General features: G+C 63.8%; 14 protein-coding genes and 2 tRNA genes. 10 read left to right on the top strand and 6 right to left on the bottom strand.

Translation table 11 applies throughout. From position 1 onward, the window contains the following. The first annotated feature begins 197 nt into the window (after positions 1–197). The 4 genes from ACQR1L_RS17555 (at position 198) to ACQR1L_RS17540 (ending at position 5,594) form a co-directional block, all read left to right on the top strand. Entirely contained in the window at positions 198–830 is a 633-nt protein-coding gene (locus tag ACQR1L_RS17555) for an ATP-dependent Clp protease proteolytic subunit (protein WP_006611023.1), read from the top strand. Between the two features lie 443 nt (positions 831–1,273). Then, positions 1,274–2,548, top strand: coding sequence for an ATP-dependent Clp protease ATP-binding subunit ClpX (gene clpX, locus ACQR1L_RS17550; protein WP_434859177.1), 1,275 nt, complete (start codon positions 1,274–1,276; stop codon positions 2,546–2,548). Between the two features lie 328 nt (positions 2,549–2,876). Then, entirely contained in the window at positions 2,877–5,300 is a 2,424-nt protein-coding gene (gene lon, locus ACQR1L_RS17545; protein ID WP_434859176.1) for an endopeptidase La, read from the top strand. 217 nt (positions 5,301–5,517) lie between these two features. Beyond that, positions 5,518–5,594: transfer RNA gene (locus ACQR1L_RS17540), tRNA-Val, on the top strand. A 158-nt stretch (positions 5,595–5,752) separates the two neighbouring features. Here ACQR1L_RS17540 and ACQR1L_RS17535 read toward each other — a convergent pair. Continuing rightward, positions 5,753–6,475, bottom strand: coding sequence for a DUF2569 family protein (locus ACQR1L_RS17535; protein WP_434859175.1), 723 nt, complete (start codon positions 6,473–6,475; stop codon positions 5,753–5,755). Positions 6,476–6,697: 222 nt separating this feature from the next. Here ACQR1L_RS17535 and ACQR1L_RS17530 point away from each other — a divergent pair, with 222 nt between their 5' ends. Then, a complete protein-coding gene (locus ACQR1L_RS17530) occupies positions 6,698–7,183 on the top strand; it encodes a Crp/Fnr family transcriptional regulator (RefSeq protein ID WP_434859174.1) in 486 nt (161 codons plus the stop codon). Here ACQR1L_RS17530 and ACQR1L_RS17525 read toward each other — a convergent pair. Together ACQR1L_RS17525 and ACQR1L_RS17520 are read right to left on the bottom strand one after the other, a co-directional pair. Further along, entirely contained in the window at positions 7,122–7,949 is an 828-nt protein-coding gene (locus tag ACQR1L_RS17525; protein WP_434859173.1) for a metallophosphoesterase family protein, read from the bottom strand. The genes ACQR1L_RS17530 and ACQR1L_RS17525 overlap by 62 nt on opposite strands. 72 nt (positions 7,950–8,021) lie before the next feature. After that, positions 8,022–8,255 carry a hypothetical protein gene (locus tag ACQR1L_RS17520; RefSeq protein ID WP_434859172.1) on the bottom strand — a complete coding sequence of 78 codons (234 nt, stop codon included), beginning with the start codon at positions 8,253–8,255 and terminating at the stop codon, positions 8,022–8,024. A gap of 289 nt (positions 8,256–8,544) precedes the next feature. On the opposite strand from ACQR1L_RS17520, the gene ACQR1L_RS17515 reads away from it, so the two are divergent. Next, on the top strand, positions 8,545–9,402 hold the full coding sequence (locus ACQR1L_RS17515) for a class I SAM-dependent methyltransferase (RefSeq protein WP_434859171.1): 858 nt from the start codon (positions 8,545–8,547) through the stop codon (positions 9,400–9,402). A gap of 18 nt (positions 9,403–9,420) precedes the next feature. On the opposite strand, the gene pepT is transcribed toward ACQR1L_RS17515, so the two are convergent. Next, positions 9,421–10,677, bottom strand: coding sequence for a peptidase T (pepT, locus tag ACQR1L_RS17510; protein WP_434859170.1), 1,257 nt, complete (start codon positions 10,675–10,677; stop codon positions 9,421–9,423). Positions 10,678–11,231: 554 nt separating this feature from the next. On the opposite strand from pepT, the gene ACQR1L_RS17505 reads away from it, so the two are divergent. After that, positions 11,232–11,308 (top strand) — tRNA-Asp (locus ACQR1L_RS17505). Positions 11,309–11,465: 157 nt separating this feature from the next. Here ACQR1L_RS17505 and ACQR1L_RS17500 read toward each other — a convergent pair. Both ACQR1L_RS17500 and ACQR1L_RS17495 read right to left on the bottom strand, forming a co-directional pair. Further along, entirely contained in the window at positions 11,466–11,663 is a 198-nt protein-coding gene (locus tag ACQR1L_RS17500) for a hypothetical protein (RefSeq protein WP_434859169.1), read from the bottom strand. A 320-nt stretch (positions 11,664–11,983) separates the two neighbouring features. Continuing rightward, positions 11,984–12,319, bottom strand: a complete 336-nt coding sequence (locus ACQR1L_RS17495; protein WP_434859168.1) for a hypothetical protein — start codon at positions 12,317–12,319, stop codon at positions 11,984–11,986. Here ACQR1L_RS17495 and ACQR1L_RS17490 point away from each other — a divergent pair. The 3 genes from ACQR1L_RS17490 to ACQR1L_RS17480 are packed head-to-tail and all read left to right on the top strand — an operon-like array spanning position 12,309 to position 13,869. Continuing rightward, positions 12,309–12,674: an NADH-quinone oxidoreductase subunit A gene (locus ACQR1L_RS17490; RefSeq protein WP_006611013.1), complete on the top strand. Its 366-nt coding sequence runs from the start codon at positions 12,309–12,311 to the stop codon at positions 12,672–12,674. The genes ACQR1L_RS17495 and ACQR1L_RS17490 overlap by 11 nt on opposite strands. Then, positions 12,671–13,252, top strand: coding sequence for a NuoB/complex I 20 kDa subunit family protein (locus ACQR1L_RS17485; protein ID WP_006611012.1), 582 nt, complete (start codon positions 12,671–12,673; stop codon positions 13,250–13,252). The genes ACQR1L_RS17490 and ACQR1L_RS17485 overlap by 4 nt, the downstream gene beginning before the upstream one ends. A gap of 11 nt (positions 13,253–13,263) precedes the next feature. Next, positions 13,264–13,869, top strand: a complete 606-nt coding sequence (locus ACQR1L_RS17480) for an NADH-quinone oxidoreductase subunit C (protein WP_434859167.1) — start codon at positions 13,264–13,266, stop codon at positions 13,867–13,869. Positions 13,870–13,877: the final 8 nt, after the last annotated feature.

The raw sequence follows: 13,877 nt of genomic DNA, 5'->3' as shown, positions 1-13,877 counted from the left end.
GAATCAGCTTCAACAGGGCAACGACCTCGCTTGCGGTTGGCCCGGGGCCCGGTCTTGTCACCGGGAAATTGGTCCATATCTGTGGGCTCGGTCTTGAAGTTCTGCATCACGGGACATTCGTCCGTCGCTGCTCGTTGAATGAGCCTCACCTGCGGCGGCCGGTCGTCTCAACTGCTGGTCCAACCTCTGGGTGATTCATGCGCGATCCCGTCGAAACCTATATGAACCTTGTGCCCATGGTGGTCGAACAGACCAACCGCGGTGAACGCGCCTACGACATCTTCTCGCGCCTCCTGAAGGAGCGCATCATCTTCGTGACCGGCCCGGTCGAGGACGGCATGGCGACCCTGATCGTCGCCCAGCTCCTGTTCCTCGAGGCCGAGAACCCGAAGAAGGAGATCGCGATGTACATCAACTCGCCGGGTGGCGTTGTGACGTCGGGTCTCGCGATCTACGACACGATGCAGTTCATCCGTCCGGCGGTGTCGACGCTGTGCACGGGTCAGGCGGCCTCGATGGGCTCGTTGCTGCTCTGCGCCGGCCACAAGGACATGCGCTTCTCGCTGCCGAACTCGCGCATCATGGTGCATCAGCCGTCCGGCGGCTTCCAGGGCCAGGCGACCGACATCATGCTGCATGCCCAGGAGATCCTGAGCCTCAAGAAGCGGCTCAACGAGATCTACGTCAAGCACACCGGGCAGCCCTACAAGGCGATCGAGGATGCGCTGGAACGCGACAAATTCCTCACGGCGGAAGCCGCCCAGGAGTTCGGGCTCATCGACAAGGTGCTCGACAAGCGGCCGGAAGATCCGGCGGCGATGGGCAAGTGAGCCAGGAATGAGCGAGCCGGGGCCCCTGGATCGGGCCCCGGAGACTGACGGCATCACTGCTGCCGGCCTCGGCTGGCAGCGGTATCGAGGTGGGTCCTAAAAGGGCCGCAACCCTGCCGTGCGACGGGCAAACAGGCGTGGCAAACACGCAACGTTCGGCCGATTTCGCGTGTTCTTACCGTGTCAAGCCTCAAAATCACGGTAATGTCACGGTCTAGGGTCTGTGCTCCGATTAGCGAATTCTTGATAGTCGGATGACAGCATGATTGGCTAGAGTGTCCAGTTATGGATCGTGGGGGATTCGCAGAAGTCGTGGATCGCACGGCAGGTGAAGAACAAGGTCTTAATTTTGGTACGAAATTTGCTCTTTCACCACACTGGTCCGGCCCGCGCCGGATCGGAAAGAACGAGCGGACAAGAGCGAACCGCGGACGGAGACAGGAATGACTAAGGTCGGTACGGGCGACGCCAAGAACACGCTATACTGCTCGTTCTGCGGCAAGAGCCAGCACGAAGTCCGCAAGCTGATCGCAGGTCCAACCGTCTTCATCTGCGACGAGTGCGTCGAACTCTGCATGGATATCATCCGCGAGGAGAACAAGTCCTCGCTGGTCAAGTCGCGTGACGGCATTCCGACGCCGAAGGAAATCTGCAAGGTTCTCGACGACTACGTGATCGGTCAGAACCATGCGAAGAAGGTGCTGTCGGTCGCCGTTCACAACCACTACAAGCGCCTCAACCATCAGACCAAGCACTCGGACGTCGAGCTCGCGAAGTCGAACATCCTGCTGATCGGTCCGACCGGTTCGGGCAAGACGCTGCTCGCGCAGACGCTCGCCCGCATCCTCGACGTGCCGTTCACGATGGCCGACGCGACGACGCTGACCGAGGCCGGCTATGTGGGTGAGGACGTCGAGAACATCATCCTGAAGCTGTTGCAAGCCGCCGACTACAATGTCGAGCGGGCGCAGCGTGGCATTGTCTACATCGACGAAATCGACAAGATCAGTCGCAAGTCGGACAATCCCTCGATCACCCGCGACGTGTCGGGCGAGGGCGTCCAGCAGGCGCTGCTCAAGATCATGGAAGGCACGGTTGCGTCGGTCCCGCCGCAGGGCGGCCGCAAGCATCCGCAGCAGGAGTTCCTGCAGGTCGACACCACCAACATCCTGTTCATCTGCGGTGGTGCGTTCTCCGGTCTCGAGAAGATCATCTCCTCGCGCGGCCGGTCGACCTCGATCGGCTTCGCGGCCCAGGTGCTGGCGCCGGAAGATCGCCGCACCGGCGAGATCTTCCGTCACGTCGAGCCTGAGGATCTCTTGAAGTACGGCCTGATCCCCGAGTTCGTCGGCCGTCTGCCGGTCGTGGCGACGCTCGAGGATCTCGACGAGAACTCGCTGAAGAAGATCCTGACCGAGCCGAAGAACGCGCTGGTGAAGCAGTATCAGCGGCTGTTCGAGATGGAGAACATCGAGCTGACCTTCGCCGACGAGGCGCTGGGTGCGGTGTCGCGCAAGGCGATCGAGCGCAAGACTGGCGCACGTGGTCTGCGGTCGATCCTCGAGAGCATCCTGCTCGAGACGATGTTCGACCTGCCGGGTCTCGAAGGCGTCGAGGAAGTGGTCATCTCGCGCGAGGTGGTCGAAGGCACCGCCCGCCCGCTCTACATCTACGCCGATCGCTCCGATCGTGCGGTGGAAAGCAGCGCCAGCGCGTGATCCGCGCTGGTACGAGAGACAGAACACCTCGATTGATCGGATCAGCGACTGCCGCGGACACTGTGTCCGCGGCATCGCAGCGTTTGCGTAACCCGCCGCGTAAAGCCATTTTTGGCGGGCGTTTACCGATACTTGACACCCCCCGGGTCGATAGCCACCTAATGTCGCGTGGCGATACAAATCTCAATCCCGGGATTCGCCTCACCAAACGATCCGAAATAAGCGGGCGATATCGACGCGTCAGTGAAGTCCGGATCAGATCGCACCTTGTGGCGGTTGCGCACGATGGCGGACTGCGTGCAAGGGGGCTAAACAAAAGGAACAGGCCATGACGACCCCTAAACCCCGGCCGACCATCGTTTACGGCGAGAGCCACGCCTATCCGGTGCTTCCGCTCCGCGACATCGTCGTCTTCCCGCACAACATCGTTCCGCTGTTCGTCGGCCGCGAGAAATCCATCCGCGCCCTCGAAGAGGTGATGAAGAACGACGCGCTGGTGATGCTGGCGACGCAGAAGAACGCGTCCGACGATGATCCAGCTCCGGATGCAATCTACGAGACCGGGACGCTCGCCAGCGTGCTGCAACTCCTGAAGCTGCCCGACGGCACCGTGAAGGTGCTGGTCGAGGGCCTGGAGCGCGCGCGCGTCGAGAAGTACACCGATCGCGCCGACTACTACGAAGCCACTGCCGTGGCGCTCGAGGACACCGATGCCAAGTCGGTCGAAGCCGAAGCGCTGGGCCGCTCGGTCGTGTCGGACTTCGAGAGCTATGTGAAGCTGAACAAGAAGATCTCGGCTGAGGTCGTCGGCGTCGTTCAGTCGATCACCGATTTCGGCAAGCTGGCCGACACCGTCGCTTCGCATCTCGCCGTCAAGATCGCCGATCGCCAGGGCATCCTGGAGACGCTGTCCGTCACCACGCGCCTGGAGAAGGTGCTGGGCCTGATGGAGAGCGAGATCTCGGTGCTGCAGGTCGAGAAGCGCATCCGCTCGCGCGTCAAGCGCCAGATGGAGAAGACCCAGCGCGAGTACTACCTGAATGAGCAGATGAAGGCCATTCAGAAGGAGCTGGGTGACGAGGACGGCCGCGACGAGCTCGCCGATCTGGAAGAGCGCATCAACAAGACCAAGCTCTCCAAGGAAGCGCGCGAGAAGGCCCAGCACGAGTTGAAGAAGCTGCGCCAGATGTCGCCGATGTCCGCGGAAGCGACCGTCGTGCGCAACTACCTGGATTGGCTGCTGTCGATTCCGTGGAACAAGAAGTCCAAGGTGAAGAAGGATCTGGAGGCCGCGCAGGCGGTTCTGGATGCGGATCACTATGGTCTGGAGAAGGTCAAGGACCGCATCGTTGAGTACCTGGCGGTGCAGTCGCGCGCCAACAAGCTGACCGGCCCGATCCTGTGCCTGGTCGGGCCTCCCGGCGTCGGCAAGACCTCGCTCGGCAAGTCGATCGCGAAGGCCACCGGCCGCGAGTTCGTTCGCGTGTCGCTGGGCGGCGTGCGCGACGAGGCGGAGATCCGCGGTCACCGCCGGACCTATATCGGCTCGATGCCCGGCAAGATCATCCAGTCGATGCGCAAGGCCAAGACCTCGAATCCGCTGTTCCTGCTGGACGAGATCGACAAGATGGGCTCGGACTTCCGGGGTGACCCGTCGTCGGCGCTGCTGGAGGTCCTGGACCCCGAGCAGAACACGACGTTCAACGATCACTATCTGGAAGTCGACTACGACCTGTCGAACGTCATGTTCATCACGACCGCGAATACGCTCAATATTCCCGGCCCGCTGATGGACCGCATGGAGATCATCCGCATCGCGGGCTACACCGAGACCGAGAAGGTCGAGATCGCCCGCAAGCACCTGATCCCCAGCGCGATCTCCAAGCACGGCCTGGACTCGAAGGAGTGGTCGATCGACGACGACGCGCTGCTGCTCGTGATCCGGCGCTACACCCGCGAGGCGGGCGTGCGTAATTTGGAGCGTGAGATTTCGACACTGGCCCGCAAGGCCGTGAAGGAGCTCATGATCTCCAAGAAGAAGTCGGTGAAGATCACCGAGAAGACCGTCGAGGAATTCTTGGGTGTTCCGAAGTACCGCTTCGGCGAGATCGAGAGCGACGACCAGGTCGGCATCGTGACAGGTCTCGCCTGGACCGATGTCGGTGGTGAGCTGCTGACGATCGAAGGCGTCATGATGCCCGGCAAGGGCAAGATGACGGTGACGGGCAATCTGCGCGACGTCATGAAGGAGTCGATCTCGGCGGCGGCCTCGTTCGTCCGCTCCAGGGCGATCAACTACGGCATCGAGCCGCCGTTGTTCGACCGGCGTGACATCCACGTCCACGTGCCGGAGGGGGCGACCCCGAAGGACGGCCCCTCGGCCGGCGTGGCCATGGCGACGACGATCATCTCGGTGATGACCGGCATCCCGGTTCGTCACGACGTCGCGATGACTGGCGAGATCACCCTGCGTGGTCGCGTGCTGCCGATCGGCGGTCTGAAGGAGAAGCTGCTGGCTGCCGCTCGCGGCGGCATCAAGACGGTGCTGATCCCCGAGGACAACGCCAAGGATCTCACGGAGATTTCCGATGCGATCAAGGGCGGCATGGAGATCATCCCGGTCTCCCGTCTCGACGAGGTCGTTGCCCGGGCCCTGGTCCGCAAGCCGGTGCCGATCGTCTGGGAAGAGGACACCAAGGTGCCCGTGAAGGCCGATGGCGACGAAGCCGCCGGCGGCCTGACCGCCCACTGAGGCCAGAACAGATGCAAGGAAACGGCGCCCGATCGGGCGCCGTTTTCGTTTTGGGCTCGTTCCGTTGAATGGGTTGTCCTGATCGACAAAGCTGCCGCGGCTTTCCGGCCTGACGTGCGGTTCCGGCGTTGATTGCGTCCCGGGCAGGGGGTAAAGAGGCGCAGCGCGACGGGCCTGCACGGCATGGCTGGACAGGATACCCGATCGGCTGCAGGACGGGCGGTTAGCTCAGCTGGTTAGAGCATCTCGTTTACACCGAGAGGGTCGGGAGTTCGAATCTCTCACCGCCTACCACCTCACCGCAGGCAAGCTTCCCATCGAGTCTCGCCGGGGCCGACCGGCGCGGAACGCTTTCGTCACATGCAAGAGGCCGCGCTCCGTTCGATGCCGAGCGGAGCCGTAAACGCCGTCGTCAAGTCAGCGCCCAGTGCCGTCCGCGTTGCGGCCCGCTTTCATTTGACGAAGGTGTTGGCCACGCGGCGAGACCGCAGGACGTAGGCAATCCAGATCGCCGCGCTGATCGCGGTGATCGCCAATTGTCCTGCATTGATCGATTCGCGGCTGAGGAAATCCGTCATCGCTCGATCAAGTGAGATCGCCAGAATGGCGGCGATCGCCAGCACGTCCAGGAGCGGCACGACGACAGTGAACAGCATCTCGGCAATGAAGAAGCGCGGAAAGCTCCGTGCGTGCTTGAACATCAGGATCGTGGTGTAGGCCGAGAAGGCGAGCAACGCGAGGCTCAGCGCGATCTCGCCCCAGATCATGGCCGGAAAGCGGGTCCATACCTCATCGCGGATGGATCGAACGTAGTCGGCAAGGCTGATCAGGTACCGGATGGGGCCGAGCACCTGTCCGATGGCAACGAGCACGAGCCAGCCTCCGATTCCGTGCGGTTGGGCCCTGACGTTCTTGAACGCGATCGCCTCCTCGGCGGTCACAACGGGCTCGCGCGTTTCGGGGGAGGGCGCCGAGGAGCCCTGCAGCGGCGGTCGTTGAAACAACTGACCTGCGACCTCGCCGACTTCGCGGACCGGCTTCCACTTGTCGAAGCCCTGTCGCCAGATCAGCACCGGCCGAGGGTCGGCAAGACATTCCAGCACCGAGATCAGTTTGGCGAGCGAGACCGGACCATTCGGTTGATTGCCCTCGGAATAGTACCAGATATCCGTCATGCAGCGCCCCCGCGTTGCACCATTGTAGCGCTCGGGTCTTGGTCGTCACGATGGAAACGATCGGCCAAAGCGAGGTTTTTTGCTGGCATTGAGACAGCCCAAGGCCGTTGGAGCCGCGCCTCCGCTCTGCCCCCCCGGTGAATGAGGGCGCCTGAAATTCCCATGGCGATCGTCGGCCGTTCGGCTACGCTGCATCCTCGAACGTCACACGTGGTTGGGCTCATGACCGACTTTCTGCGTCACTGCACCGGCGGACACGAACGCATCATCGCGGCAGGAAGCGACCTGCTGCAGGAGGGGCACAGCACCGGGCATCTCTACATCCTGCTGGACGGGCGGCTGGAGGTGATCAAGGCCGGCGCTACGGTGGCCGTTGTCTCGGAGCCGGGCGCGCTGTTCGGCGAGATGTCGCTGCTGCTGGAGCAGGCGCATACGGCGACCGTTCGCGCGCTCATCGACAGCCGGATCTACGAGATCCTGGATGCGCAGCGCTTCCTGACCGAAAATCCCGAGGCGACCTTGTGGATCGCACGCATGCTGGCGCAGCGGCTCAACGTCGCCAACACCTATCTCGCCGACCTCAAGCGGCAATATGCCGGGCACGGCACGCATCTTTCGATGGTCGGCGACGTCCTGCAGAGCATGATCAACCTGCCGCCGCAGCAGGTCTCGCCAGGAACGGATCTGGAATCCGACCCACGGCTCTGAGCCATTCCGGCGGCTCGGCGACCGGCTGCGCCGGCCGCCGCAGCGGTGCGGCGAGATCGATCCATTCGGCATGGCCGGCGGCCAGCCAGTAGGCGCGCGCCGCGTTGGTCTCGATCACGATGTAGGTCGGGGGACGTCCGGGCTGCAGGCCGGTGTTGAACACCCAGGTCGCGCCGAGCCGGTCGAACCATGAGCCATTGCCGATGAAGGGCGACTGATGGACGTGGCCCGAGATCACCATGGACGGTTGGTGACGTTCGATCCAGCCGACGAGCTCGGCGTCGCCGAAGAAACGTTTGCCGCCCCAGCTCACCGGCGAGTTCGCCGGCGGCGCGTGGTGGACCCAGATCCAGCGGGCCGCCGTCCGCTGCGCGGCATTGGTGAGCTGGCGCTCGATCCTCGCCTTCACCAGCGGACCATCCCACCACGGGCAGATCGTGAACAGCGTGTCGTCGATCAGGAGATCGTCGCCATCGGCGGCAATTCCGAGCTCGTGGAGGGTCCCGATCCACGCCGCGATCTTCTCGCCATCGGCGCTGCGCTCTTCCAGATCGTGGTTGCCCGAGCAGATCATCACGCGGGTCTTCGCCGCGAGCAGAGCGAGATACTTCTTCACCACGACGATCTGGGCGCGAATGTCGACGATCGAGGACAGGTCGAGCGCATCGCCCGCGAATACCACCGCATCGAAATGACCGGCGGCGGCGACCAGCCAGTCGAACTGCGGCAGCGCGTAGTGTAGGTCGGCAACGACGAGGCAGCGCATGAGATCTCCGATGCACTCAATGCAAATCAGAGACCATCGGTGCTTTCAAGACGGATGCGGGCCGGCGCCTGGTCAGCGCTGCTGCTGACGTGAGGGATAACGCGGCTGCGTCGGTCTCGTCTGGTAGGACGGGTAGCCGGGACTGTACGGCTCGGTCAGCGGCCGCGACGGGGTGATCGGCTGATTGAGCGGATCGGAGAACACCGGGTTCTGCCGCGTCGGCACCGGCGTGCCGCTGCGTCCGCCGGCGGCTTCGGCTTGGGCTACGGCTGCAAATGACAGCGCCGCTGCCACGAGCAGCAACAAGCGAGGATGTCCACTCATGATGGTCCTTTCTCACGGCCCGCCACGTGAATGCCCGATCGCGAGGCCCGTTCCACCGGTGATATGGAAACGATGTCGCACTCGGCAAAGCGCCACTGAGTAGGGCGGGCGCTGATCTGCGGTCGTGGCGAGCGGTACCCTCAATCATCGCGGATGGTCTCGACGGTGTGGTCAAGGCCCGGTGACATCTGTCCGTCGCGCCCTCGTGCCTTGACAGGCCGGGCCCCAGCATGCGCGATGCCGGCCTGTCATCATGTCATCGGGACGCATCATGTCATTGCCTCTTGGAGACGACCGCAACGCCGATCAGATCGCCTATTGGAACGGGCCGGGCGGCCAGCGCTGGTCCGATCGCCAGGAGGCGCAGGACGTCCTGCTCGCGCCGGTGTCGCAGATCCTGATCGACCGGATCGCCGCCGGACCCGGCGACCGTATCCTCGACGTCGGCTGCGGCTGCGGCGGTCTGGCGATTGCGCTCGCGGCGCAGGTTGTACCCGGCGGCCAGGTGCTCGGCATCGACATTTCCACTCCCATGCTGGAGCGCGCCCGCGCCGTGGCGCCGCCCGCGCTTCCGGTCGAGTTCGTGCTGGCCGATGCCACCGTGCATCCGTTCACGCCGGCGAGCTTCGACCTTCTGGTCTCGCGCTTCGGCGTGATGTTCTTTGCCGACCCCGTGACGTCGTTCGCCAACATGCGCCGCGCGCTCAAGCCCGGCGGCCGGATCGTGTTTGCCTGCTGGCGCGAGCCGAAAGCCAATCCCTGGATGATCGCGCCGCTGCAGGCGGTGTATCGCCACGTGCCCAAGCTTCCGGAGATGGCGCCGGAGGATCCGGGCCCGTTCGCCTTTGCTTCGGAGGAACGGGTGCGGCGGATCCTGGGGGAGGCCGGCTTCAACGATGTCGCGCTGCAGGCGCATGCGCTGTCGCTCGACATCGCCCGCGGCCAGGGGCTCGAGGCGGCCGTGCAGTCCGCCTTCGAGATCGGTCCGGCCAGCCGTGCTCTGGAGGGACATGATGAAACGACGCGGCAGGCTGCCCGGCAGTCGGTGCGTGACCTGCTGGCGCAGCATCTCCAGGGCGGCAGCGTCAGCCTGTCCGGCTCGATCTGGCTGGTGACGGCGCGGAACTGAGCGCCGCGCCGAAAGCGCTCAGCTGCGCTCTTCCCAGATCATCGCCAGATGGACGATGGTCTGCACGGCCTTCTCCATGTCCTGCACGCTGACCCATTCCAGCCGCGAATGGAAGGCGTGCTCGCCTGCGAAGATGTTGGGGCAGGGCAGGCCCATGAACGACAGCCGCGAGCCGTCGGTGCCGCCGCGAATCGAGGTCCTGACCGGCGTCAGTCCCGCGCGACGGATCGCGTCCTCGGCATAGGTCACGATCTCCGGGTGGCGGTCGATCACTTCCTTCATGTTGCGGTACTGCGCCTTGACCTTCATCTCGTAGGTCGAGCGCGGATAGTCCTTCATCACGTCCTTGACGATGTCCTCGAGCAGCGCCTCCTTCTGGCGCAGGCCCTGCTCGCTGAAATCGCGGACGATGAAGTCGAGCCTGGCCTGCTCGAGCGCGCCGGAGATGCCGACCGGATGCAGGAAGCCTTCCTTGCCCTCGGTCGTTTCCGGCGAGCAGCTGTCCTTCGGCAGGCGCTCCACGATGGCGGACGCAATCTTGATGGCGTGCTCCATCTTGCCCTTGGCAAAGCCGGGGTGGGCGCTGACGCCGTTGATGATGATGGTGGCGCCGTCGGCGGAGAAGGTCTCGTCCTCGATGTGGCCGGCGGTCTCGCCATCCATGGTGTAGCCGAAATCGGCGCCGAGCTTCTTCAGGTCGACCCGATCGACGCCCCGGCCGATCTCCTCGTCGGGCGTGAACAGGATCTTGATCGTGCCGTGCTTGATCTCGGGGTGGCTGATGAGGAACTGCGCCGCGTCCATGATCTCGGCGATGCCGGCCTTGTTGTCGGCCCCGAGCAGGGTCGTGCCGTCCGTGGTGATGATGTCGCTGCCGATCTGCTGCTTGAGCGCCGGGTGTTCGGCCGCGCGAATGATCTGGCTGGAATCACCGGGCAGGGTGATGTCGCCGCCCTGGTAATTGCGCACGATCTGCGGCTTCACGTCGGCGCCCGAGCAATCCGGCGAGGTGTCCATGTGCGAGCAGAAGCAGATCACCGGCACGGTCTTGTCGGTGGTCGCGGGGATCGTGGCGTAGACATAGCCGTGGTCGTCGAGATGGGCGTCCGCCAGCCCCATCGCCTGCAGTTCGCCGGCGAGCAGCCGCCCGAGATTCTTCTGCTTCAGCGTCGACGGGCAGGTCGGCGAGCTCGGGTCCGACTGGGTGTCGATCACCACGTAGCGGAGGAAGCGCTCGGTGACGGAATAAGTATAGCTGCGGAACTGGTCTGACATGGGCACCACGATAGGACGAAGGAGGAATATTGTACCGCAATCGGTCCAGTAATATATCAGGCTGGCATACCAGATGACAGGGGATGCCGGCGATCTGCCGCCTGCGACTGCCCAAATAGAGGGACGAAGGCGGTCCCATTGAAGCCGGCTGCCTCGCATGATCCGACGAGACGTCGAGCCTGCTCGGTCGAACGATTCGGATATCGACTCTTTTCCCGATGGGCGGACCGGTTCGCCGCCGCCGTTGGGCAACTCACGTCTGACCGTCTTCATCTGGGCTGCCCGACTCCGGCAGCTCCGGCGAGGCTTGCGATCATGCTTTGGGGGCTGCCGCTTCGACGTGATCGGCGGCGGCTTGGCCGTTTTGGCGGTCTGAACGCCGTGCGGTCACATCTTGCGGCAGCTCGCTGCGTAGATCGCCGGCCGAACCCGGACCGCGGGCCGGCCTCGTCGTTGACCTCTGTGCAAGGACTTCTCACAAATCGGTTTCATTGTCCTTGACTTCGAAACATCGCCCCTTTAAGTCGCACTCCTCCGCGGGATTTCGCGATCACGCGGGAGTAGCTCAGTTGGTTAGAGCGCCGGCCTGTCACGCCGGAGGTCGCGGGTTCGAGCCCCGTCTCTCGCGCCATTTTCAATGGCTTAGCCCCCCCCTTACAGCATCATCTTCGTGTCCGGCTCGCGCTGTTGCGCGCAGCGATAAGTTGCGCCGTTTCGCTCTGGCGGGCAACGCAAAAGGCCGCCGAAGCGGCGGCCTGGACGTCACGGTTCGCTGATGCGGTGAGTGGTCAGCGCACCATCGAGTTCGCGGAACTGGTGACGACGACCGGCTTGCCCGCCTTCACGACATGCGCGGCGGTCTGGCTGTAGTCGACATTGGTGCGGGCAGCGATCCCGAAGGCGGTCACCGCAATGCCGGCCACCAGGGCCACCACGATGATCTTCAGATGGGTCGAACGGTCTGCGGAATGGAGCGAGTGGTTCATGTCGGCCTCCCGGCGTCTCAGAGCGCCACTTTGTTGGCCGTACTTCTACCTGCGGTTTGTTTCGATCCGGTTTCTTCGTTTCCTCAAAATGGTTTCATCGGTTGCAGCAGGCGCCGGGGCAATCGGCAGTAAGCAGCCAGGCGTCCGAGGATCCTGGCTGGGCCAGGCCGGTCGCGTCATCCGAGGCTTCGATCATGTGATCGGACAGCCCTGCAGACCAGACCTTCGAGCACTGCGTCGACCTTGATCGGGCGGCCCCACGCAACCATCTAGTCGATAGCGAAAGGCTATCGGACGATCGCCCTTCGGCCGGCGACGGGTCACCCGATTCGCGGCCCTCGCCACACGACATCGACCAGCCCGGAGCTTGCGCACACCGGCGTGCGTGTTTGGCGATCGCTGAGCAATTCAGCTTCCGTCCGCATCGCTGCGACACCGTAAAGCTGCGGGTCTGCGATGCCCGGCGCGAAGGTCTCCTGCCGCGGCTGCTTTTCCCTGTGTGTCCGGGTTTCCGCAATGTGGGGAGGGATGACGACGGCGAAGCGGCTCGTCTTGCGCGGCTTGGTGCGCTGCGCTAAGGCTTCGACCAATTCCAATGCAGCGAGTCTGCGGTTTGCACCGAAACCGCAGAGGAAAGTGGCGCCGATGACCGGCATCCTTCAGAACTATCTCCCCCTCGTGGTTTTCATAGGTGTCGCAGCCATCATCGGGGTGGTGCTGCTGATCGCGCCCTTCGTGGTCGCCTATCAGCAGCCCGATCCCGAAAAGCTCTCGGCCTACGAGTGCGGCTTCAATGCGTTCGACGACGCCCGCATGAAGTTCGACGTCCGCTTCTACCTTGTTGCCATCCTTTTCATCATCTTCGACCTCGAAGTTGCCTTCCTGTTTCCCTGGGCGGTCGCATTCGGCAAGCTCGGCGCGGCCGGCTTCTGGTCGATGCTGGTGTTCCTGGCCGTGCTGACGGTCGGGTTTGCCTACGAATGGAAGAAAGGCGCGCTTGAATGGGATTGAGCCCGACCCCGTCCTCCGGTCCGGTGATCGCACCGGCCCCCAAGGGCATTCTCGATCCCGCGACCGGCAGGCCTGTTGGTGCCAACGACCCCTATTTCCTCGAGGTCAAGCACGAGCTGTCGGACAAGGGATTCTTCGTTGCGACCGCTGACGATCTCATCACCTGGGCCCGCACCGGCTCCTTGATGTGGATGACGTTCGGCCTGGCCTGCTGCGCAGTCGAGATGATGCAGGTCTCGATGCCGCGCTACGACGTCGAGCGCTTCGGCTTCGCGCCGCGCGCCTCGCCGCGCCAGTCCGACGTGATGATCGTCGCGGGCACCCTGACCAACAAGATGGCGCCGGCGCTGCGCAAGGTCTACGACCAGATGCCGGAGCCGCGCTACGTCATCTCGATGGGCTCCTGCGCCAATGGCGGCGGCTACTACCACTATTCCTATTCGGTGGTCCGCGGCTGCGATCGCATCGTTCCCATTGACATCTACGTGCCTGGCTGCCCGCCGACCGCGGAAGCGCTGCTGTACGGTGTTCTGCTGTTGCAGAAGAAGATCCGTCGCACCGGCACCATTGAACGCTGAAGGTTTTGGTCATGGACGACGGCAGGCTCGACGCCCTTGGGCAGACGATCGTGAGCGCGCTTCCGGGCGCGGCTCTCGGTCATTCGGTCGCTTTCAATCAGCTCACGGTGAACGTCGAGGCCACCCGGATCGTGGAGGTGGTGAAGTATCTGCGCGATGATCCGGCCTGCCGGTTCATCAACTTCACCGACATCACGGCCGTGGACTACCCCGAGCGCGCCAAGCGCTTCGAGGTCGTCTACCACTTCCTGTCGCCGACGCTGAATACCCGCATCCGGCTCAAGGCCGAAGCCGACGAGATGACGCAGGTGCCGTCGATCATCGACGTGTTCCCGGGCGCCGACTGGTTCGAGCGCGAGGCCTACGACCTCTATGGCGTGATCTTCGTCGGCCATCCCGACATGCGCCGGCTGTTGACCGACTACGGCTTCGACGGCCACCCGCTGCGCAAGGACTTCCCGACCACCGGTTTCGTCGAGGTGCGCTACGACGACCAGGAGAAGCGGGTGATCTACGAGCCGGTCCGGCTCAACCAGGAATTCCGCAAGTTCGATTTTCTCTCGCCCTGGGAAGGCGCGGACTATCCGCTGCCGGGCGATGAGAAAGCGACCAAGTGAGTGGGAGC

This window comes from Bradyrhizobium sp. HKCCYLR20261, assembly GCF_051168435.1.
Lineage (GTDB): Bacteria > Pseudomonadota > Alphaproteobacteria > Rhizobiales > Xanthobacteraceae > Bradyrhizobium.
This window is presented reverse-complemented; position numbering and strand designations above follow the sequence as displayed.